Annotated in this window: 23 protein-coding genes; 20 read left to right on the forward strand and 3 right to left on the reverse strand. The window is 61.0% G+C overall.

Features of this window, described 5'->3' with window-relative positions:
• Positions 1–3: 3 nt before the first annotated feature.
• From NGR_RS04880 to NGR_RS04930, 11 genes are all read left to right on the forward strand, one after another.
• Positions 4–342 carry a type IV secretion system protein VirB3 gene (locus NGR_RS04880; RefSeq protein WP_015887126.1) on the forward strand — a complete coding sequence of 113 codons (339 nt, stop codon included), beginning with the start codon at positions 4–6 and terminating at the stop codon, positions 340–342.
• Complete coding sequence (locus NGR_RS04885; protein WP_193377876.1) at positions 317–2,692, forward strand: VirB4 family type IV secretion/conjugal transfer ATPase; 2,376 nt, start codon at positions 317–319, stop codon at positions 2,690–2,692. The genes NGR_RS04880 and NGR_RS04885 overlap by 26 nt, the downstream gene beginning before the upstream one ends.
• Positions 2,692–3,387 carry a P-type DNA transfer protein VirB5 gene (virB5, locus tag NGR_RS04890; RefSeq protein ID WP_015887128.1) on the forward strand — a complete coding sequence of 232 codons (696 nt, stop codon included), beginning with the start codon at positions 2,692–2,694 and terminating at the stop codon, positions 3,385–3,387. Before NGR_RS04885 ends, virB5 begins: the two co-directional genes overlap by 1 nt.
• Positions 3,384–3,617, forward strand: a complete 234-nt coding sequence (locus tag NGR_RS04895; protein ID WP_015887129.1) for an EexN family lipoprotein — start codon at positions 3,384–3,386, stop codon at positions 3,615–3,617. The genes virB5 and NGR_RS04895 overlap by 4 nt, the downstream gene beginning before the upstream one ends.
• A 4-nt stretch (positions 3,618–3,621) precedes the next feature.
• Positions 3,622–4,536 (forward strand): type IV secretion system protein, encoded by a 915-nt coding sequence (locus tag NGR_RS04900; protein ID WP_015887130.1) that lies wholly within the window; start codon positions 3,622–3,624, stop codon positions 4,534–4,536.
• On the forward strand, positions 4,536–4,865 hold the full coding sequence (locus NGR_RS04905; protein WP_015887131.1) for a VirB7 type IV secretion related protein: 330 nt from the start codon (positions 4,536–4,538) through the stop codon (positions 4,863–4,865). Before NGR_RS04900 ends, NGR_RS04905 begins: the two co-directional genes overlap by 1 nt.
• Before the next feature lie 3 nt (positions 4,866–4,868).
• Complete coding sequence (locus tag NGR_RS04910; RefSeq protein ID WP_015887132.1) at positions 4,869–5,540, forward strand: virB8 family protein; 672 nt, start codon at positions 4,869–4,871, stop codon at positions 5,538–5,540.
• Positions 5,541–5,563: 23 nt separating this feature from the next.
• Positions 5,564–6,406: a P-type conjugative transfer protein VirB9 gene (gene virB9, locus NGR_RS04915; RefSeq protein ID WP_015887133.1), complete on the forward strand. Its 843-nt coding sequence runs from the start codon at positions 5,564–5,566 to the stop codon at positions 6,404–6,406.
• Entirely contained in the window at positions 6,403–7,569 is a 1,167-nt protein-coding gene (virB10, locus tag NGR_RS04920) for a type IV secretion system protein VirB10 (protein WP_015887134.1), read from the forward strand. Before virB9 ends, virB10 begins: the two co-directional genes overlap by 4 nt.
• 13 nt (positions 7,570–7,582) lie before the next feature.
• Positions 7,583–8,578: a P-type DNA transfer ATPase VirB11 gene (virB11, locus tag NGR_RS04925; protein ID WP_015887135.1), complete on the forward strand. Its 996-nt coding sequence runs from the start codon at positions 7,583–7,585 to the stop codon at positions 8,576–8,578.
• Between the two features lie 758 nt (positions 8,579–9,336).
• Complete coding sequence (locus NGR_RS04930; protein WP_015887137.1) at positions 9,337–10,527, forward strand: hypothetical protein; 1,191 nt, start codon at positions 9,337–9,339, stop codon at positions 10,525–10,527.
• Between the two features lie 304 nt (positions 10,528–10,831).
• Here the strand turns inward: NGR_RS04930 and NGR_RS04935 are convergent, their stop codons facing one another.
• A complete protein-coding gene (locus tag NGR_RS04935) occupies positions 10,832–12,022 on the reverse strand; it encodes a DUF1173 domain-containing protein (protein ID WP_015887138.1) in 1,191 nt (396 codons plus the stop codon).
• Positions 12,023–12,316: 294 nt separating this feature from the next.
• Here NGR_RS04935 and NGR_RS04940 point away from each other — a divergent pair, with 294 nt between their 5' ends.
• From NGR_RS04940 to NGR_RS04955, 4 genes are all read left to right on the forward strand, one after another.
• Complete coding sequence (locus NGR_RS04940) at positions 12,317–12,508, forward strand: hypothetical protein (protein ID WP_164923884.1); 192 nt, start codon at positions 12,317–12,319, stop codon at positions 12,506–12,508.
• Between the two features lie 14 nt (positions 12,509–12,522).
• The gene (locus tag NGR_RS04945) at positions 12,523–13,560 is read left to right on the forward strand and encodes a DUF7146 domain-containing protein (protein ID WP_015887140.1); all 1,038 of its coding nucleotides are present in this window, start codon (positions 12,523–12,525) and stop codon (positions 13,558–13,560) included.
• Positions 13,561–13,880: 320 nt separating this feature from the next.
• On the forward strand, positions 13,881–14,822 hold the full coding sequence (locus tag NGR_RS04950; RefSeq protein WP_015887141.1) for a DUF2493 domain-containing protein: 942 nt from the start codon (positions 13,881–13,883) through the stop codon (positions 14,820–14,822).
• Positions 14,823–14,917: 95 nt separating this feature from the next.
• Positions 14,918–15,547, forward strand: a complete 630-nt coding sequence (locus NGR_RS04955; protein ID WP_164924077.1) for a plasmid pRiA4b ORF-3 family protein — start codon at positions 14,918–14,920, stop codon at positions 15,545–15,547.
• Between the two features lie 99 nt (positions 15,548–15,646).
• Here the strand turns inward: NGR_RS04955 and NGR_RS04960 are convergent, their stop codons facing one another.
• Together NGR_RS04960 and NGR_RS04965 are read right to left on the reverse strand one after the other, a co-directional pair.
• Positions 15,647–16,048 (reverse strand): type II toxin-antitoxin system VapC family toxin, encoded by a 402-nt coding sequence (locus NGR_RS04960; RefSeq protein WP_015887143.1) that lies wholly within the window; start codon positions 16,046–16,048, stop codon positions 15,647–15,649.
• Entirely contained in the window at positions 16,045–16,305 is a 261-nt protein-coding gene (locus NGR_RS04965) for an AbrB/MazE/SpoVT family DNA-binding domain-containing protein (RefSeq protein WP_015887144.1), read from the reverse strand. The genes NGR_RS04960 and NGR_RS04965 overlap by 4 nt, the downstream gene beginning before the upstream one ends.
• A 342-nt stretch (positions 16,306–16,647) precedes the next feature.
• Here NGR_RS04965 and NGR_RS04970 point away from each other — a divergent pair, with 342 nt between their 5' ends.
• The 5 genes from NGR_RS04970 to NGR_RS32240 all read left to right on the forward strand — a co-directional run bounded on the left by NGR_RS04970 (position 16,648) and on the right by NGR_RS32240 (position 19,499).
• Positions 16,648–16,908, forward strand: a complete 261-nt coding sequence (locus NGR_RS04970) for a type II toxin-antitoxin system Phd/YefM family antitoxin (RefSeq protein WP_164923885.1) — start codon at positions 16,648–16,650, stop codon at positions 16,906–16,908.
• Positions 16,909–17,270: 362 nt separating this feature from the next.
• Positions 17,271–17,537: a type II toxin-antitoxin system Phd/YefM family antitoxin gene (locus NGR_RS04975; protein ID WP_015633558.1), complete on the forward strand. Its 267-nt coding sequence runs from the start codon at positions 17,271–17,273 to the stop codon at positions 17,535–17,537.
• Positions 17,534–17,932: a type II toxin-antitoxin system VapC family toxin gene (locus tag NGR_RS04980; RefSeq protein WP_015887146.1), complete on the forward strand. Its 399-nt coding sequence runs from the start codon at positions 17,534–17,536 to the stop codon at positions 17,930–17,932. Before NGR_RS04975 ends, NGR_RS04980 begins: the two co-directional genes overlap by 4 nt.
• 613 nt (positions 17,933–18,545) lie before the next feature.
• Positions 18,546–18,869: a DUF736 domain-containing protein gene (locus NGR_RS04985; protein ID WP_015887148.1), complete on the forward strand. Its 324-nt coding sequence runs from the start codon at positions 18,546–18,548 to the stop codon at positions 18,867–18,869.
• Positions 18,870–19,358: 489 nt separating this feature from the next.
• Positions 19,359–19,499 (forward strand): hypothetical protein, encoded by a 141-nt coding sequence (locus NGR_RS32240; RefSeq protein WP_165447119.1) that lies wholly within the window; start codon positions 19,359–19,361, stop codon positions 19,497–19,499.
• The last annotated feature ends 39 nt before the right edge of the window (positions 19,500–19,538 follow it).

Genomic DNA, 19,538 nt, shown 5'->3' on the forward strand with positions numbered 1-19,538 from the left:
GCAATGGCGCCAGAAATCTCATTGGAGGAAGACACCCTGTTCCTTGCCTGCACACGACCCGCGATGGTGGCGGGCGTGACTATGGAGGCGATGGGCGTCAACCTCATGGCGACGACCCTACTCTTCATCGTCGCGGGATCTATCGCCTACGCGCTTGTCGGCGTCGTCCTTCACTTTTGTTTCCGCAGCCTCGTCAAGCACGATCACAACATGTTTCGCATCGTGGCCGCCTGGACCGAAACCAGAGGCCGCACGCGAAACGGGGTGGCCTGGGGTGGCTCCACCGTGACGCCGCTGAAGCTCGTGCGGCGCTACGATGAAAGGGATCTCGGCCTTGTCTAAGATTGCCTCCCGCGAACTCGAGCCGGAAACCTACATTCCCTACGTTCGCCATGTGGATGAGACGACGATTGCGCTCGATTCAAGGGCCTTGATGGTAGTCCTGGCGCTCGAGGGGGTTTCGTTCGAGACCGCCGACGTCCTCGATCTCAATGCCCTGCACCGCGACCTCAACACGCTTTATCGCAACATCGCCGACGAGCGCCTGTCGATCTGGACGCATGTCATTCGCCGCCGCGACAACGACTATCCGGATGGCGTATTCAAAAGCCCGTTCTCGACCTCGCTCGATGCCCGGTACCGCGAGCGTATGGTGGGGGAGGATTTGTTTTGCAATGATCTCTATCTCACGCTTGTCTGGTCGCCGAACCGTGATCCGGCGGAGAAAATCACCAAACTGTTTTCGAGATTGCGGAGAGCGCGGCAGACCGGCGTCGAGCTCGACCAGGATGCGCTGAAACTTGTGCGCGACAAGGTCTTCGACGTGACGGCAGGTCTTGAACGCTTTCGACCGCGCCTCCTGTCGCTCGCGGAGCGAAACGGTCTGGTGTTTTCCGAACCGAGCGAGGTCCTGCATCAGATCGTCGGCGGTCGTCGCGAACCGGTTCCGCTGACGCAAGGGCGGATATCGTCGGCAATCTATTCCGACCGGGTCATTTTCGGCCGCGAGACGGTGGAAATCCGCCATGAAGGCATCAGCCGGTTTGCCGGTATGTTCGGCTTCAAGGAGTACCCGGCAAAGACCCTGAGCGGCATGCTGGACGGCGTTCTGACCGCCCCCTTCGAGCTGATCCTCACGCAATCATTTTCGTTCATATCGAAGGCGGACGCTCGCGCTATCATGGGGCGCAAGCAGAACCAGATGGTCAGTGCAGGCGACAAGGCTGCTTCGCAGCTCGAGGAGCTCGATGCCGCAATGGACGATCTCGAATCCAATCGTTTCGTGCTTGGCGAGCATCACCTGACGCTTTGCGTATTGGCCGCTTCGGTCAGGGAATTGACCGACAATCTCGCCAGGGCCCGCACAAATCTCACGAGCGGCGGCGCCGTTGTGGCTCGCGAAGATCTTGGGCTGGAGGCGGCCTGGTGGGCGCAATTGCCGGGCAACTTTCGCTATCGCGCCCGCTCGGGCGCCATTACAACACGGAATTTTGCGGCGCTGTCTCCCTTCCATTCCTATCCGACAGGGCAGAAGCACGGCAACGAATGGGGGCCGGCCGTTGCCATGCTCAAGACTGCGTCCGGCTCGCCGTTCTACTTCAACTTCCACTACGGCGATCTCGGCAACACTTTCGTCTGCGGTCCATCGGGTGCCGGCAAGACCGTGCTCCTCAATTTCATGCTCTCCCAGCTGGAGAAACATGGGCCTGACATCGTGTTCTTCGACAAGGATCGCGGCGCCGATCTCTTCGTAAGGGCCGCGGGTGGCACCTATCTGCCCTTGAAGAATGGCAGGCCGACCGCATGCGCCCCTTTGAAAGCGCTCCAGCCGACGTCGCGGAACAAGCTGTTCCTGACGCGCTGGGTCGGCAAGCTGGTCGGTTCGGCAAGCCGCGAACTTTCGACGGTCGAATTGCGCGACATCGCCGCGGCCATCGATGCGCTTTCCGACCTGCCGGTCGAACGCCGCACCATCGGGGCGCTCAGAACTTTTCTCGACAATACCCAGCCGCAAGGGATCGCCGCACGATTGCGCCGATGGGAGACGGGAGGGCCGCTCGGCTGGGTGTTCGACAATGACGCCGACGATATCGGCATCGGCGCACATTTTCTTGGCTATGACATGACCGACTTTCTCGACAACGAGGAAATTCGCACACCCCTGATGAGCTATCTCTTCTACCGCGTCGAAGAGCTGATCGACGGACGTCGCGTCATCATCGTCGTCGACGAATTCTGGAAGGCGCTCGCCGACGAGGAATTCCGCGATCTGGCCGAGAACAAGCTCAAGACTATTCGCAAACAGAACGGGCTGATGCTCTTTGCAACGCAGAGCCCGCGCGATGCGATCGCCTCGCCGATCGCCCACACAATCATCGAACAGTGCCCGACCCAGGTGTTCCTGCCGAACCCGCGCGCCAACCGCTCCGATTATGTCGATGGCTTCAAGCTGACCGAGCGTGAGTTTTTTCTCATCGCCCGCGAGCTTTCCAATGAAAGCCGCCGCTTTCTCGTCAAGCAGGGTCACAACAGCGTCGTCGCCGAATTGAACCTCAACGGCTTCGACGATGAGCTTGCGATCCTTTCCGGCCGGACAGCGAATATCGAGCTCGCTGACGTGATCCGCACCGAACTCGGCGTGCGTCAAGATGACTGGATTTCGATCTTCCATGAACGAAGGAGAAAAAGTTGATGGTCCCGCCCGATAAGCTTCATGCGGCACTTGCCGCCTTTCTCCTTCTTGCCGCCCCTGCCGCTGGACAAGGCATACCTGTGATCGATCAGACCGCGATCGCCAAGCAGATCGAAAGCATTGCTGAGCTGAAGTCGCAGCTCGACACGCTGAGGCAACAGCTTGACCAGGCACAAAGGCTTTACGGCTCGCTGAACAAGCTCACGAATATGGCCGACGTGGCGAACCTCCTTAACGATCCCACGATCCGTCAGGCATTGCCCGCCGATTTTGGGCAAGTTGCGGATCTATTTCGCGGGTCCGGCGCAGGCGCCCTGGGTGGCTCCCAGGCAAAATTCCTCGAGGAGAATTCGACCTACCAGACGAGCGCCAACGATTTCTATGCTGAGGAGCTTTCGCGTCTCCAGAACATTAACGCCGGGCAGTTGAGCCTCGGTCAGCAGATCTACGACACGGCCACGAAGCGCATCGATGGGATCGACGAATTGCGCCAACAGATTTCCTCGGCCGCCGATGCCAAGGACATCGCCGATCTTCAGGCGCGCCTCCAGGCAGAAACCGCCTTTCTTCAGAACGACCTGCTCAGGATGCAAGCGCTTCGCATGATCCAGCAGGCTGAGATCCAGGTCGATGAACAGCGCAAGGCCGAAGATTGGCGCAAGCGCATGGATACCATAGGAGCAGCACTTCAATGAGACCCTTCTGGATCTGCATCTCGCTTCTTTCCATGGCCGGCTGCTCAAGCGAAGCCGAACGGATCTATACCGTCGAGGAACTCGTGGCCGACCAATCGCTGCTTGCCGGGATAATCGGTAAATGCCGCAACAATCCGGGCGAGCTCAGCAACACGCCGAATTGCCAGAACGCCGAAGCGGCAGACTTCAAGGCTCGGCTCGGACGCATCGGAAAGGCGCTCGGAGGATAAGGGCATGTATCAGGTCTTCGCCTTCGTCGACAGGCAATTCCAGGCCCCGCTGGAAAATTTCATAGCCTCGGGGACGTCGAATATCGCCGACTGGGTTACGGGCCCGCTGACCGCGGCGCTGACCCTTTACGTCGTGCTTTACGGCTTTCTCGTCATCCGAGGATCGGTGAGCGAACCGATCATGGACTTCGCATTCCGTGCGATGAGGCTGGCAATCATCCTCGTTCTGGTGAGGAATGCCGGCGACTACCAGGCCTATGTCAGCAGCGTCTTTTTCGAGACGCTTCCCAGGGAAATCTCACAGGCCTTGAACTTGGGAGCAGCACCCAGCGCTTCCACCTTCGACGGTCTTCTCGACAAGGGGCAGAAATGCGCCAAGGAGATCTGGGCTCGTGCGTCGTGGCCGGTCGACATCGTTACCGGCATTGGCGGCATGTTCGTCATTGCAGCAAGCTTCGTCGTTGCCGCGATCGGCTATGTCGTTTCCCTTTATGCAAGGCTGGCGCTGGCGATCGTCCTTGCGATCGGCCCGATCTTCATCGCGCTTGCCATGTTCCAATCGACAAGGCGATTCACCGAGGCGTGGATCGGCCAGGTGGCAAACTTCGTGATCCTGCAGGTTCTTGTCGTCGCAATCGGATCGCTCCTCCTCAACTCAATCGATACGACATTCACAGCGATCGAAGCCTATAGCGACCTGCTTATGCGGCCAGCGGCGCTCTGCGCCATCTGCCTCGCAGCACTCTACGTCTTTTATCAGCTTCCCGGCATCGCTTCCGCGCTCGCTGCGGGCGGAGCATCGCTCACCTATGGCTACAGCGCGGCCAGAGATGCCGAGGAGAGCACCATTGCCAGGCGCGCGTCACGTGCGGCTCGTGCTGTTGGCCGCATCGTTCGCGCCGCCGGCCGCGAGATTTGATGCGCAACGGCCTGACGACGGGCTTTTTCGCAAATGATAGCAAGGGCAACATCATCATGATCCGCATTGCGCTCTTCTTATGCGTCGCATCGACCGTCAGCGGATGCACGACGCTTTCGCAGCCTCTGCCCAAGTGTGACGGGTATTCCCGGCGGCCGCTCAATCGTTCGATGTGGCAATGGCAGCAGGACGACGTCCTCAAGGGTCCCCACTCAGGTCTGACGCCCACGGAGCCGGCAAGCCTGAGATCGTCCTATGCCGAGGAGGGGCCGGCGGACCCGCAATCGAACTTCGATTTGATGGGCTCCTACCTTTCTTGCGCGGGGTAGGCGATGGTCACGGCCGACAGTCTCAAGAGCTATTTCGACAAGGCGCGCCGTTTCGATCAGGACCGGATGATCATGGCCGAACGCTCCGTGCGCATCGCCTGGTTCGCGGCAATGATCGCCGGCATCCTTGCTGCTGCCTCGATCTTTGCCGTGGTTGCCCTGATACCGCTAAAGACGATCGAACCCTTCGTCATCCGGGTCGATAATTCAACCGGCATCGTCGACGTCGTCTCGGCACTGGACTCGGCGCAGGGGACCTATGACGAGGCCGTCACCAAATACTTCGCCGCCAAATATGTGCGCGGCCGTGAAGGCTATGTCTGGAGCGAGGCGGAGGAAAACTTTCGCACCGTCGCGCTCCTGTCGAGCGAGGCCGAGCAGTCGCGCTTTGCCGCAGCCTACCGCGGCAGCAATCCGGGTTCGCCCCAGAACATATACGGGCGCAGCGCCACGTCGAAGATCGCAATAGCCTCGATCTCGCTGATCAACCGCCAGGTCGCCTCCGTCCGGTACATTCGAACCGTGACGCGCGGCGAGGAGGTTCTAACCACCCATTGGGTGGCAACGCTCACCTTCGACTATGTCAACGCCCCGATGAATGCGACCGACCGTCTGGTCAATCCGCTTGGCTTCGCGATCAGCGAGTACAGGGCAGATCCGGAGACGATCAATTGAAATACCGCCTTGTCACCGCATGCATGTTGAGCGCAGCTCTCGCATCGCCTGCCGTCGCGCTCGACATCCCTCGCGGCGCGTCGCAGGATAGCCGGGTCCGTTTTGTCGACTACCAGCCTTATAACATCACCCGTATCATCGGCTCGCTGCGCTCCTCGGTTGAGGTGGAGTTCGCGGCCGACGAAGAGATCGCCCATGTCGCGCTCGGCAACAGCGTGGCGTGGGAGGTCGCGCCGGCGGGCAACATCCTGTTTCTCAAGCCGCGGGAAAACCAGCCGGTCACCAATATCTCTGTCGTAACCACCCGGCGCGATGGATCGACCCGAAGCTACCAGATGGAACTGACCGTGCGGGATGGAAAGGTGGACGTGGGTCAAAACACCTACTTCTACGTCAAGTACCGCTATCCCGCCGACGAAGCCGAACGTCGGCGCCAGGCCGCGGCCGCGCGTGCGATCGCGGCTGAGGCGAAGGAGGCCGATCACGTGCTGGCGCTTCATGAAGCATACGGTCCCCGCAACTGGCGTTATTCCGCACAGGGCTCGGCCGTTCTCGAGCCGCAGGCTGTCTACGACAACGGCAAGATAACGACCTTCGTCTTCTCCGGCAGCAGCGAGATACCGGCGGTCTACGTGGAAAATCCTGATGGCACCGACAAACTCGTGCCGAAATCAATCGATGGCGATCTCGTGCTCGTCCATCAGATCAGCCGGAAGTTCGTCCTTAGAAGCGGAAGAGAGGTGCTTTGCATCTTCAACGAAGCCTATAGCCGGGCGGGCATCGATCCGGGCACCAACACGACCTCTCCGTCGGTCGAGCGCATCGTTACGGAGGGGTCGCCGAGCCATGACGAGAGGGCGCAATGAACGAGGGGATTGAGCACACGATCCCGGGGGAGCGCGCCGAGACGGTGTCCGGTCGCCGGCAGGACGGGAACCCATTGGTAAAGCGTGGAGTCGTCACAATGGCGATGGTCGCCTTCATCGGGTTCGCGCTCTGGTCGATGCGGGACCAGGAGCGGCAGGCCGAGCCGAGCCAATCTCCGCTGCCAATCCGCCAGACCAGGAGTTTTGAGCCCGTGAAGGAGGTGCCCAAGGTTGCCGAGCCTGTGCCGGAAGTGAAGTTGCCAACGCCTGTCGCCACCGAACCTGCAGCTCTAAACGACGATCCGCTACTCGACTCTGCGCGCCGGGCACCGGTCATTGCCTTCGGTGGACATCAGACGGCAGCGGCCGGTCGCGGCGACACGACGGCTGATAATCGGTCGGACTATCTGCCTATCCAAGCAGCCGGAGGCGGTTTCAACACACCGGATGAAGACGAGGACCAGCGCTTCAACAGGCTGATGAGGCCAACTCCGCTCGAAGGATCGCGCGCCGGGACGCTCGGAAATCGGGACTTCGTCGTGGCCATGGGGACATCAATACCTTGCGTCATGGAAACGGCGCTTGCATCCGATCAGCCAGGCTTTGCCAGCTGCGTCATCAATCGCGATGTGCTTTCCGACAATGGCAGGGTCGTGCTCATGGAGAAGGGCACTCAGGTGGTGGGCGAATATCGCGGTGGGCTGAAGCGCGGCCAGGAACGGCTGTTCGTTCTCTGGCGCCGGGCGAAAACGCCGGCGGGCGTCATCATAACCCTCGCCTCGCCCGCGACGGATGCGCTCGGCCGCGTCGGCATGGACGGCCATGTCGATAGCCACTGGTGGGAGCGGTTTGGCAGCGCCCTTCTGCTTTCGATCGTCGGGGATGCCTCCTCATATGTCGGTCGCCGCCTCGATGAAAGCAATGTGGACGCGCAAGACACGACGTCAGCCGGCCAGCGGGCCGCGGCGATTGCCGTTGAGCAGTCGATCAACATACCGCCGACGTTGAACAAGCATCAGGGTGAACTCGTCTCGATCTTCGTGGCGCGCGACCTCGATTTTTCCGGCGTCTACAGCCTTCGCGTGATCGAGCCTGTGAACAGGATCCGCGGCCGGGCCGTGCTCGGGGATTTCGGCCGGCGACCGGCGCTGGCTGGGAAATAGAGGGAAGAAAGCAATGGCGGAGGCGCCTGACGCAGGTGTCGTGCGTGAGCTGCTTTCGCCGCTCTCGAGCTTTCTCCAAGACGATTCGCTCTATGAAGTCGTGGTGAACCGGCCGCGCGAAGTGCTGACAGAAGGCGCCGGCGGATGGGTGAGGCATGGTGCACCCGAACTGACCTTCGAGAAGCTGATCAGATTGGCCCGTGCCGTTGCCACCTATTCGAACCAGGCGATCGATGACCAGCGTCCCATCCTCTCCGCCACCTTGCCCGACGAGGAGCGCATCCAGATCGTCATTCCGCCTGCCACCAGCAAAGGTACCGTCAGCATAACCATTCGCAAACCGGCTTCTGTGGCGGTCAGCCTCGAGGATCTCGAGAGGCAGGGACTATTTTCGCAGACGACGCCCGGAGGCGACGAACTCCAGTCATCGGATCACGGGCTCCTTGAGCTTCACAAGGCCGGAGCCTACACGGAATTTCTGCGCAAGGCGGTTCTTGCACGCAAGAACATCATAATTTCCGGGGCAACGGGGTCGGGCAAAACGACACTTTCCAAGGCCCTCATCCGGTATATCCCTGACCACGAGCGCATCCTCTCGATCGAGGACACGCCGGAGCTCGTAATTCCGCAGCCAAATCACGTCAGGTTGTTCTATTCAAAAGACGGACAGGGGGTCGCGAAAATCGGCGCGAAAGAACTCCTGGAGTCCTGCCTGCGGATGCGCCCGGATCGCATTCTCCTGCAGGAACTGCGCGATGGAACGGCCTTCTATTTCATCCGCAACGTCAACTCCGGGCACCCGGGATCGATCACGACGGTGCATGCCGATTCCACCAAGCTGGCGTTCGAACAGCTGACGCTTCTCGTAAAGGAATCCGACGGCGGCAAGGACCTGGAGCGGCAAGATATCATGAGCCTCCTGAGAATTGCGATCGACGTCGTCGTTCAATGCAAGCGGATCCACGGGCGGTTCCACGTGACCGAGATCTACTTCGATGCGAAGTGCTGAACGGGGGTGAGGAGAAATCATCATGCTGCTTCGGGTTCCGGCAATATGCTCGTCAGCCCGATCTTCGTCTTATGCATGCACTCTGGCCGCTGCGACCTGTCGGCAGGCGGCAGCCGCGCCGGAGAGGATAGCAAGCGGGCGGTTCGAGAGGGAGAGGAGGGAGGGGGATTCGTGACGGATTCAGAGGATCGGAGAGAGGCTCCGGGCGGTCCGTAACGGAGAAACGACATGGCTCAAGCCACTGAGAAAGCCCGCTTAAGCGCCGCATGCGACACACCCTTCAATAAGCTCGGAGGCGCGGATTCTGGAGGCGGTTCGCGATGTGAAGGGAGACGAGGCAACGCAATCGATCGACCATCTCAAGGAGCCCGACATGGCTCTGGCCGAGCGCCTGCTCGATGGCACCGGTTGGCTCCCCGGGCCGCTCTGCCTGCCGGCTGGCGACCACGCTTCGAGCAATTTTGCAACCAGGCCGAAATTACCATTGGCCACCCTCAAGATATGGCCGCCTCGATCGATGATAATGCGCTGGATCCGACCGAGCCGCCGGGGTTCCCCAAGGCGAAAGACGTCGGCGGGGCATCGCCAGATTAAAGTCTTTCCGTCGGGTGCAGCGGCGTTCTGCAGCTCGCCATAAAGCCCCTCAAACAGCATCCACAATTGTCGCGAGGCCCGGTGTAGCAGCCGGGCCCTTCCGTTTCATCGAGCCCGCCACGCAAAAGCGATCGGTCGGGCACGTTATTATCGGAGATTGAAACATGAATATCCTTCCTCAGAATGCGCGTCCTGTCTCGGCTGGCTTCCGGGTCGATATCTCGCGCGGCGAGCGTGTCGGCCGCGTCTCGTCCGAGTGGTTCCTTCGTCCGGACGACCAGCGCTACCTGTCGCTCGGCGCGTTGCATGACGCCGTAAAGTCACGCGCAGACGGTGCCCATGCTCGTACCGTCGAAAGCCGCGCGATCCGCGTCGAAGCCGCCCGTGATAACGCCGAACGTCTTTCGCTGGTGGTTCCCGGCCAAGATAGACCCCTTGCCCCGACCCACTGGAGCTTCGGCCAGCTGTGCAGTCTTGTCGGCGCGCCGGCGACCTACATGCGTCAGCTTCCGGCACCGCTGGCAGGGATCAATCTGCAACACGGCCTCGTCAGCAATCGTGCCGATCTCGTGAAAACGCTCGAAACCGATCACGGCGATGTCGAGCTTCGCGCCGTCACCGGGCCGGACTACGGGCGCATTTGGGATCATGAACTCGTCGCCGCCGTCATGAACATCGCAGGCAATGGCACAGGCGACACGATCTGGAAGGTCCCGGGCGTGCTTGATTGGGCGACGATGACGCACAATCCGCTTGTGGACATCACCAAGGAAACGACGACGCTTTATGCCAGCGACCGCGACGTCTTCCTGTTTCTCGTCGATGACACCCATCCGATCGAGGCCGGCCGCTTGGCGAACGGAGAGCCGGACCTTTACTTCCGAGGTTTTTATTGCTGGAACAGTGAGGTCGGATCGAAGAGCCTCGGCATAGCCTCCTTCTATCTGCGGGCGGTCTGCCAAAATCGCAATCTGTGGGGCGTCGAAAATTTTGAGGAAATTACCATCCGGCATTCCAAATTCGCCGCTGAGCGCTTTGCCCACGAAGCGGCCCCCGCGCTGATGCGTTTTGCCAACTCCTCGCCGGCACCCTTCATCGCCGGCATCCGGGCGGCACGGGAGCGCATTGTCGCCCGTAGTGATGAGGACCGGGGCGCCTTTCTGCGTCGGCGCGGCTTTTCGAGAAGCGAAACCGGCAAAATCATCGATACGGTCCTGTCCGAAGAAGGACGGCCGCCGGAATCGATTTTCGATTTCGTCCAAGGCATCACGGCGCTCGCCCGCACGAAATTCCACCAGGACACCCGCCTTGACCTGGAAGCCAAGGCCAGGAAACTCCTGGAAGGGGCTGCCTGATCGCGTTTTCCACGGATCGCCTGCGCAAGGTCCTTGGAGCGACCCGCGGTTTACCCGTTTCTGTCATGCACATTCAACAAGGAGAGGAGCGAGCCTTGTTCCGCTCAAGATTCGAGACGCGTCCGCGGCCGTCTTGCCTTGACGATATCTCGACAAGCGAACGCCGGGGCGTGTTCCGACCGGATGGCTACTCCATGGACTGCCGACGCGGGTCGAGAATGACGGGCTCGCGAACGAAGTCCGAAACCGACGTGTCGCTCCGACGTCGAGCGCTGGCCGAAACAGTTGTCGCCGTTCAAAGGCATCAGGGCAGTGTCGGCATGTCCCCATCGGCAACGCGCCAGATCCACGGTGTCATTTCTGGCCTCGCCTCGATCATCTCTGCAAGCGCCTGCTCGTAGTCCCGATCAGTGCCCGCCGGAACGATGTACATCGCGACCGGGGTCGGTCGAGGTTCTGGTAAAGTCACGGAGGCGATCGGCTGGTGGCGGGGCAGGTTGAAACGCAACCCTTTGATGCTCTTGCGCCGGAGTTCGGACAGGCACCCCAGAAGGCGCTGTTCGTGGATGGACTCGAAGGGAACCCAGTTCTCGTTCACCACCATCATGGCAATCTCCTCGATCGACGCGATGCCCGTATCGGAAATTTGGAAAGTGGCAATCGCGATCAAATGGAACGCCTGGTTCGACCGCCACAGCTCCAATTCTGCCACATACCGGGAATTCAGTTGCTTCCAGGCGCTGTCCTCGATCATGAAAGGAAAGGGAAGATGCCGGACAACAATCTTCTGCCCGCTGCGTGACGACGCAAACTCCTTGACCTCGGCGACCGTGATCATCAGTCGTCGAGGCCCGGTCCCGGCACCCTGGATCGGCGCGAGCGCCGCGGCTCTTCTCGCCGCAATTGCTTTCCTGTCGCCCGCGTGGAAGACCTCCGGTACGAACAAGATGTCACCGAGTGCACCGCTGCGCACAGTCATCTGCCTCGCGGCATTCATGAGGCTGCTTCGAACCCGGCCCCAACCACGCTTGCCCGACCAGAGCGACGTCCATTCCGTAAGCTCGCCCATATCCCAGAGATAATGCAGCACAGCTCTCAGCGACAGCTTCTTCGCCTCGTTGCGAACCACATCTGCGTTTTCCGATGATGTTGCGTGCGCTGAACGGCTTCCTCGCTTCGACAGCGAAAAATCGAGCTTCAACATTGCCGAGCCGGTCTTCTCGTCGATCTGGATCGCGTTGCCGATCAATGGTCCGAGCCCGGAAAGCTCATAGGGAGGTTCATAGGAAGGGCAGCCGGGATCATGGTCTCGCCCGGAGAGCGGCATCCGTTTGACGAGATAAAGGCCATCCACTCGCGCAATATACATCGGCACTGCCGGCTGGCGGCATCGGCAATGCGGCCGCAGTTTCCGCTCGTATGCGTGCTGCAAGATCGTTTGGAGCCCCACTGCTTCCTCATCAAACGTGCGATCTCCGATCGTGAATTGCCGCATCGCTTCAGCCCTCACCGCTGCCCGGACCTTCCATTCATCAGCGTTTCAACGACGCCCTTGCACGAAACTTGGAAATTTAAACTATCTCAAATAAGGTAGTCAATCAAGCGAGGAGCAGCGCTAACGGACGTAGGACAGAGCGTGGGACGGAAGGCGGGAGCGGGGCGGACACGGTTGGGCTCAACGAGGCGAGAGGGCTTCCGGGGTCAATCGCTCTCGCCGAAAGTGCCAACCGATCAGTCCGATCACCGCTCCGTCCTAAGGCGCGCCTTCGCCGGCAGCTTTGCAGGCGACATGAACATTCAGATGAATGGCGATCGTGTCGCGCTCAGCAGATTTTCCGACGGTAGCCGTGACTGGCTCAAATCGGTCGGGCCGTTCTCGGAATTTATCGACAGGAAGACACGGTTCTTCGTGCCGACGACGGGGGAGTGGGACCGCGTGACGGAACCGCATTGCCCGGTCGAACTCGCCAACCTTCATTGAAGGGGAGGACCATTATGCTCACCGCCTCAGACCTGGCAAGCCGACTGGCAAAACATGCCGAGGCTGTCTGTCGTTACTATCTCTCCGCCGGCATTCGCGCCGGCAACTATTGGATCGTGGGCGATGTGACGAACAGCAAGGGTCGCTCGCTCTATGTTCATCTTTCGGGTCCGCGCAGCGGGAAATGGACGGATGCGGCGACCGGCCAGCATGGAGACCTGCTGGATCTTATCCGCGAAGCCTGCGGTCTTGTCGATTTCCACGCTGTTGCCGAGGAAGCCCGGCGCTTCCTCAGCCTCCCGCAGCCGGAAGCAATTCCTCGGCGTGAGCTTGACGCGGCCGTTCGCCCGGCTTCTGAAAGGGCGCGACGGATGTTCGCGATGGCCGCGCCGCTCTCCGGTACGGTTGCAGATGCCTATCTGCGCCAGCGCGGCATCCTCAGGGGATCCACGCATAAAGAGCTTCGTTTCCACCCCTCCTGCTACTATCGCGATCTTTCGACCGGCAGAGCGTCGACTCTCCCGGCGATGATCGCCGCCGTCACCGATGCGACTGGAAAGATCACCGGCGTACATCGCACTTATCTTGCTGTATCGAGGGTTGATCCGATCAGCGTCGGGAAGGCAAAGGTCGACAGTCCGCGCCGCGCGCTCGGCAGTCTACTCGGCAACGCCGTGCGCTTTCGCATGCCCGTTTGGGCTCCCGTGCGGGTGATGGCAGCCGGCGAAGGCATCGAAACCATGCTGTCGCTGTCAGACGCGATGCCGGCGATGCCGATGGCGGCCGCGCTCTCCGCCAATCACCTTGCCGCCTTCTCGCCGCCGGCTGATTGCCTGCGCCTCTACATTGCGGGTGATCAGGATGCGGCGGGCCGGCATGCGATCGAGGGATTGAGCCGCCGTGCACAGGCGCTCGGCATCCTGCCGCTGGTGATTTCGCCGGAGCTCGGCGACTTCAACGAGGATCTGAGGCGGCTCGGACCGGACCGGCTAACCGCACTTCTGCGAGCTCAGGTCGTGCCCGAAGACGCACTGGCCTTTCTGCCCGCATGATGAAAGCCGCACGAAGCAGGCGGGTTGGTGGGCCGCCGTGCGGGAAGGATCGGTGCATGGTGTCTTCTTGTCCGGGCGTCGCGCCCACGGGCCTTTCGGAGGGGACCCTTATCACGCGGTGGCGGACCTTCAGCGGGTCAGTCGGGTTTCTTCCCCGCGCCGGCGGAGCCGGCGCTCCTCGCGGGCCAAGAAACCCTTCTTCCGCCGCCCGGCGCTCATGCTGGGCCGCGGCTTGCCGCCGCGGTTCCGGCCCGTCCGTCGCGTGACCGGGATCGCCGTCAGGCCGCGAGAGGCGCGGCCGCAACCGGATAGAGACCACCATGGACCTTTTCCTACCCCTCGACGACGGCCACGAGCCGCACCACGCGTCTTCCCCGACCGGCCGCTTCATCTACGAGATGCAGATCTATGGCCATCGCCCTTTTGAGGACGAGCCGGACCCGCGGCCGCTGCCCGAAGAGCCGGTCGTACAGTCGGCGCTGACCGCAATCTTCGACGCCCTCACCGAAATGCTCGGCGACACGCGACTGGAGCCCGATCTCGAAGACCTGCTCTGGTCGACGGTTAACCTGTTCCATCGCGCCGGCGAGCGCATCCAGCGCGAGCTTCAGCGCAACGAGGACGCGCAGCGCGCCGGACAGAGCGAACAGGATGGCTCGGAAGTTAAGAGCGTCGAACTGGAACGCCTGATCGCCGAGGGCATCACGCTCCTCGAACGCCGCAACGCGTTCGAGTTTATGCGCGACTATGAAGCCGATCTCTTCGAAGCCCAGACCGGATCGGCATGGCGGCCGCGCACCGGCTCCAAGGTCAACCATGCCAACATGACCGCGGCGATGATCGACTCCAGAGATTTCCTGTCCGCCCGCCGCCGCGCCGAGACCGAGGTGCTGATCCCGGGCGGCACCAAGATCGCGGTCGGCGGCGGCATCGACTACAACGATCACGAACGGATCTGGGCGAAACTCGATCAGGCCCTGGCGAAACATCCTGATATGGTTCTGCTGCATGGCGGCTCGCCCAAGGGTGCCGAACGTATCGCCGCCTGCTGGGCCGAGGCGCGCAAGGTGACGCAGATCGCCTTCAAACCGAACTGGACCAACCACGCCAAGGCGGCACCTTTCCGGCGCAACGACGATATGCTGTCGGTTATGCCGGCCGGGGTCATCATCTTCCCTGGCTCCGGCATCACCGGCAATCTCGCCGACAAGGCTCAGCGGCTCGGCATCCCGGTCTGGCAGGCGGCGGGGGATGGCGCTTGACAAGCTATGTCATGACGCCATGCGGGTTTTTCCGCATGGCGTTCTTCCGTCGGCTTGACTTGACCCTCGCCGATCCATGCATGTTCACATGCAGCATGTTCAAAGCCATCAACGCCGTACAGATCCACGTTTCACTCGACGAGATCGAGCCGGCGGTCTGGCGTCGACTGATTTTGCCGTCACGCTGGAATCTTGAACAACTGCATCTTGCCATTCAGGCCGCCTTCAACTGGTGGAACTATCATTTGCATGAATTTCAAATCGGCGGCTTGCGCTACGGCGACGTGGAGCTGTTGACCGAGGATGCCTTCGAAGACGATCTTCGTGTCTTCGATTTTCGTGAGATTCGCCTTTGTGACTTCGAGCACGGAACCATTTTCAACTACCTTTATGACTTCGGCGATAGCTGGCGCCATTCCGTGGCAATCGAGGATTTCAAGGCTCTCGATATCACGCCCAAACACGGGACTTGCATCGATGGTAGGCGTGCCAGGCCACCCGAAGATGTCGGCGGCGTGCTCGGTTACGAGCGCTTCCTGGAAATCATGTCGGACAGAGAAGACCCCGAATGCGTTGAAACCAAACGGTGGTGTGGTGGTCGTTTCGATCCAGAGTGGTTCGATCTCGCTGTCGTGGACAAGGACGTGCGCAACGCACTGCGCCTGAACGTGAAGCGTCGGCTATATCAGCCAAAGCCGAAGCGCAGCGAGCCGACGACGGCATAGAGCAATGAGGCGGCACCGTCGCCCACATCGCTCCGCCGTTAGCATTCACCCTTGGCGACGATCGCGGTTTCGCTTGCGCGGCCCCGAAGCAGCCGAGGCTCACAGCGACCAATCCTCCACCTGCAGGTTCTCAACCCTGTTGAACTCGCCGACATTGTTGGTGACGAGGGTCAAGCCACGGGCTTTCGCCTGCCCTGCGATCAGCACGTCATAGGGGCCGATGGGCGTCCCCTTCGCGGCAAGAGCAGCCCGGATTTCGCCCGCGACAAAGGCATCGTTCTGGTCAAAGTCGAGGATCGGAAAATCCGCCATCAACAAACGCAAGGTTTCGAGGTTGTGTTGGACCTTCGCGCTTTTCTGCCCTCCGAAATAGAGTTCATAGGCGACGACCGACGGCAGGCCGATACTGCCCTGAGGGCTATCGAGTACCCGGCTGACCAATCTATCCGAGCGGCCGATCAAGGCAATGACGGCGTTGGTGTCGAGAAGATGCGAGATCACTGAAACACCGCGTCAAGCTCCGGTCGATCCTGCTGTTCCGGCTGCTCGCGCCCGCTCTCGATGAAGTCGTCACTCATGCCCCGGGCCAGCGCTGCTTTCAGCGACGACCACGGCTCGCCCGCCTCGACATGCGGGCGGAGAATGAGAGCATCGCCCTCCTGCGTGATCTCCACGCGCTCGACGTTGAAGCGGAATTCTTTCGGCAGGCGGACGGCCTGCGAGTTTCCGGACTGGAATACCCGTGCAAGATGGGGCATAGGCGCCTCCCTTGTGTATCTACGGATGCGTATATACGGCCTTCTGGCCCTCAGTTCAAGAAGGCCAGGTCACTTGATTGCATCCGGCGATCCGCCCGACCGGGCGCTGTTTCGCCGGCAAGCCGGCTCCACGAAGCCTGCACGCAGTCTTCGCGCTTGGCGACGTAACGATCCCTTGCGTTGTCCCGGGTCGCCGACCGGCCTGATCGCCGAGGGCGTTACGTTTCTGGACCGCTGCAACGCCTTCGAGCTCAGCGCAATTCAAAGTGCTACAGCAACACTTTGCGGTTCCTGCACATCGGAAAAATCGGGATAATGAGAGGATCAACAGAGGAGTGGGCAATGCGGCAATTTACGACACGCGACCTAAGCAAGCACATTGGCGATGTCACCGCCGCCGCCGGCCGCGAACCCGTCGTACTCACCCGGCATGGGAAATCGAGGTTCGTGCTGATGAGCCACGAACATTACGAGCGAATGCGAGCCGGTGGAGATCCTCGACGCAGCCATCTTGTCTCCGAGATGCCGGAAGAACACACGGAACTCTTCGCCGCGGCGATCGACCGGCTGGCGAACGGCGAGGGGTATGACGCCGAGCCGTAAGCTCCTGCCTGTGCGATCGCACCGACGTCAAGCGATCCCAATGCCTCAGGGCCGACTGATCGGAGCAGGCAGGTGTCTGTCGAGGCGACTGCGGTCGTGCCGAGACCGGACGGCGGGCCATATTGTTGAAGATCGCTTGGTCGATGTCGGCGGGGGCAGCGTCTCGAAATATTGCGTTGCTTTTGGCCGGCGACCCGGTCACCGCGGTCGTCTCAACGTGCATGCGAGAAAGGCTGCGCCCCTCGACCGCATGACAACATGCTCTCGTCACGCCGGCCGTAGGCACCGTTTCTCCACACGGTTCGAGATGCTTGCATTTATCGGGAATTGTGTACACATTTCCACGGAAACGGAGCATTGCTATGCCTCAATCCCGGCAGCAGACATCAACACCCCGCCGTGTCGGCGTGCGGGAGTTTCGCGGCAACCTGACGTCCTTCCTCAAGCAGGTCGAAGACGGGCAGAGGTTCGTCCTGACGTCCCATCATAAGGTCGTTGCGGAAATCGGACCGCCGTCGTCAGACGTCGTCATACGGAAACCAGGTGCATTGCGCGGAAAGATCAAAGTTGCCGATGACTTCGACAGCCTGCCGGAAGATGTTCTAAAGTCCATGGAAGATGGGACGTGAGGCTGCTGCTCGATACGCATGCCTTGTTGTGGTGGCTGAACGACGACGAGAAGCTGGGGAATCATGCGCGAGGCCTTATCGGCGATCCTGAGAACGACGTCCTGGTCAGTGCCGTCTCCCTTTGGGAAATCACCGTGAAGCTGCGGATCGGCAAACTTGATGCCGATATAGGAGAGATTCTTGCGGTCTTGCCCGATCAGGGATTCGACCGGCTGGATATCACAGATGCGCATCTAGTCGCGCTTACTGCTCTTCCGCTTCATCATCGCGATCCCTTCGATCATCTTCTCATGGCGCAGGCCGTGGCGGAGGGAGCGCATTTCGTTTCCCAGGATCAGAATGTCGCGCTCTATGGCATTCCGTTCGTGACTTGCTCGGATCCTGTTGTGTCGTGATCGCCGACGGGCTTGGTTCTGCTGACTAAGCCGGCTCCGATCGCTCGGATGGCGCGCTTGCCAGTGGCGATGTGCCTGGCGAACACCGACGGCTCAGATGGCCGGGCGCGGACGGACGAGTGGGGAAAAGATCACTCATCTGATGGCCACCGCGATCAGCTTCACCCGGTATTGCCGCAAGGTCTGCAGGCAGCATACCGTCGCCGTGTCGACCTCGGATCAACAAAGGGATGATATCGACAGGGGACGTGCTCACCCGCCTGCTGTAGCGGGCGAGGGTACGCAGTTGACTGGCTTGGAGGCAAAACGTTCAAGGGATGCGCGGCCGATACCCCGCAGCGCTGGGCCGGGCGGCTATGATGGTTGTCGCGTCCTTCAGTTGCCCCGAACCATTCCCGTTTTATGTCGCTCGTATAGACGACCGCCTGCTTTTGCGGCCAACCCCTGAAGGGGGTAAGACTCGGCCGAAATTTTTGCAAAATTCGATTTCGGTTCTTTTGTTTTGGCGGCAAATAGAATCTTGCAAAATTTTCGGCCGAGCTGACCACAGCAGGTCGGCCGTCTCTTCGTGCGCCATCGGGAATGGTCCCGAGCAACCGAAGGAGACAAAACCATGGCCACCACGATCGCAACCCTGACGCAGAAGACCGATGGCACCCTCGAGGGCGTCTTCGCCACCATCCGGGTCAACGCCCCGATCGCCATCGTCCCGAACACTGGCAAGGCGAGCGAGGAAGCCCCCGATTATCGCGTCATCCACCGTAAGACCGGCTTCGAGATCGGCGCCGCTTGGAACCGCATCGCCCGTCAGACCGGCGAGGAATACCTCTCGGTGAAGCTGGAGGCTCCTGAGATCGGTGTTATCTTCGGCAATCTCGCCCCAGCCCCTGGCGGCGATCCGAACCGCAAGGTCATCCTCTGGAACAATCCGAGCTGAAGACTGGACGGCCGGCCCCGAGCAATCGGGGCCGGCTTCCAAGTTCCGCCACTTCGATCATCGGGAGCCCCTCGCAATACACTCGTCGGAGATCATCCGCATCAGCCTCCGGAGAACGGCGAGTGCTATGTCCGCAGCCCGAACGTCGCCCGCAGCCTCAGCTGGCCGATCCCGGCATCCCCAGGGCCTCGATGTACGCCCGATGCATCGCCGCCTGAATTGACGCAAAGCATGGGGCCGCAACCGGCCGGTCGCGGCTCGATCTTTTTTTGGTGCCACACGAGACCGAGGACCTGTCTGCTCAGGATGCCGCAGTTTGCCATGGCGGATCGCCACGCCTCAAAACCGCGCGGCCCCTCCAATTTTCTCTCCGACAAAATCGGTTCCTCCGCGCGCCGGCTCTGCCGGTCGCGTGAAACGCGAGTTTTGACCCGCACCGATCCGCCATGACCGCCGGCGTCATCTTTCACAAACGTCAAGGAGACGCAGATGACGATCGAGCAGCATATCGAGGAACTGCGGGCCGAGCTGAAGAATGCGGGCAGCGCTGAGGAGCGTCGGCAGATTGAGGCGGAGCTTGAAGCGGCGCACGCCGAGCTTGCAGAGCGCCGTACGGAGGGACTGCCGTGAGGCAGTTTCTTTCCGCTTACTTCCAAGCGCATCTCGTGC

Source organism: Sinorhizobium fredii NGR234 (assembly GCF_000018545.1).
GTDB classification, from domain to species: Bacteria; Pseudomonadota; Alphaproteobacteria; order Rhizobiales; family Rhizobiaceae; genus Sinorhizobium; species Sinorhizobium fredii_A.

What these genes read in the sequence shown, in the direction of transcription:
- NGR_RS04880 (WP_015887126.1), top strand. Translation starts at nt 4, where the DNA reads ATGGCGCCAGAAATCTCATTGGAGGAAGACACCCTGTTCCTTGCCTGC.
- NGR_RS04885 (WP_193377876.1), top strand. Translation starts at nt 317, where the DNA reads ATGAAAGGGATCTCGGCCTTGTCTAAGATTGCCTCCCGCGAACTCGAG.
- virB5 (WP_015887128.1), top strand. Translation starts at nt 2,692, where the DNA reads ATGGTCCCGCCCGATAAGCTTCATGCGGCACTTGCCGCCTTTCTCCTT.
- NGR_RS04895 (WP_015887129.1), top strand. Translation starts at nt 3,384, where the DNA reads ATGAGACCCTTCTGGATCTGCATCTCGCTTCTTTCCATGGCCGGCTGC.
- NGR_RS04900 (WP_015887130.1), top strand. Translation starts at nt 3,622, where the DNA reads ATGTATCAGGTCTTCGCCTTCGTCGACAGGCAATTCCAGGCCCCGCTG.
- NGR_RS04905 (WP_015887131.1), top strand. Translation starts at nt 4,536, where the DNA reads ATGCGCAACGGCCTGACGACGGGCTTTTTCGCAAATGATAGCAAGGGC.
- NGR_RS04910 (WP_015887132.1), top strand. Translation starts at nt 4,869, where the DNA reads ATGGTCACGGCCGACAGTCTCAAGAGCTATTTCGACAAGGCGCGCCGT.
- virB9 (WP_015887133.1), top strand. Translation starts at nt 5,564, where the DNA reads ATGTTGAGCGCAGCTCTCGCATCGCCTGCCGTCGCGCTCGACATCCCT.
- virB10 (WP_015887134.1), top strand. Translation starts at nt 6,403, where the DNA reads ATGAACGAGGGGATTGAGCACACGATCCCGGGGGAGCGCGCCGAGACG.
- virB11 (WP_015887135.1), top strand. Translation starts at nt 7,583, where the DNA reads ATGGCGGAGGCGCCTGACGCAGGTGTCGTGCGTGAGCTGCTTTCGCCG.
- NGR_RS04930 (WP_015887137.1), top strand. Translation starts at nt 9,337, where the DNA reads ATGAATATCCTTCCTCAGAATGCGCGTCCTGTCTCGGCTGGCTTCCGG.
- NGR_RS04935 (WP_015887138.1), bottom strand. Translation starts at nt 12,022, where the DNA reads ATGCGGCAATTCACGATCGGAGATCGCACGTTTGATGAGGAAGCAGTG.
- NGR_RS04940 (WP_164923884.1), top strand. Translation starts at nt 12,317, where the DNA reads ATGAACATTCAGATGAATGGCGATCGTGTCGCGCTCAGCAGATTTTCC.
- NGR_RS04945 (WP_015887140.1), top strand. Translation starts at nt 12,523, where the DNA reads ATGCTCACCGCCTCAGACCTGGCAAGCCGACTGGCAAAACATGCCGAG.
- NGR_RS04950 (WP_015887141.1), top strand. Translation starts at nt 13,881, where the DNA reads ATGGACCTTTTCCTACCCCTCGACGACGGCCACGAGCCGCACCACGCG.
- NGR_RS04955 (WP_164924077.1), top strand. Translation starts at nt 14,918, where the DNA reads ATGTTCAAAGCCATCAACGCCGTACAGATCCACGTTTCACTCGACGAG.
- NGR_RS04965 (WP_015887144.1), bottom strand. Translation starts at nt 16,305, where the DNA reads ATGCCCCATCTTGCACGGGTATTCCAGTCCGGAAACTCGCAGGCCGTC.
- NGR_RS04970 (WP_164923885.1), top strand. Translation starts at nt 16,648, where the DNA reads ATGCGGCAATTTACGACACGCGACCTAAGCAAGCACATTGGCGATGTC.
- NGR_RS04975 (WP_015633558.1), top strand. Translation starts at nt 17,271, where the DNA reads ATGCCTCAATCCCGGCAGCAGACATCAACACCCCGCCGTGTCGGCGTG.
- NGR_RS04985 (WP_015887148.1), top strand. Translation starts at nt 18,546, where the DNA reads ATGGCCACCACGATCGCAACCCTGACGCAGAAGACCGATGGCACCCTC.
- NGR_RS32240 (WP_165447119.1), top strand. Translation starts at nt 19,359, where the DNA reads ATGACGATCGAGCAGCATATCGAGGAACTGCGGGCCGAGCTGAAGAAT.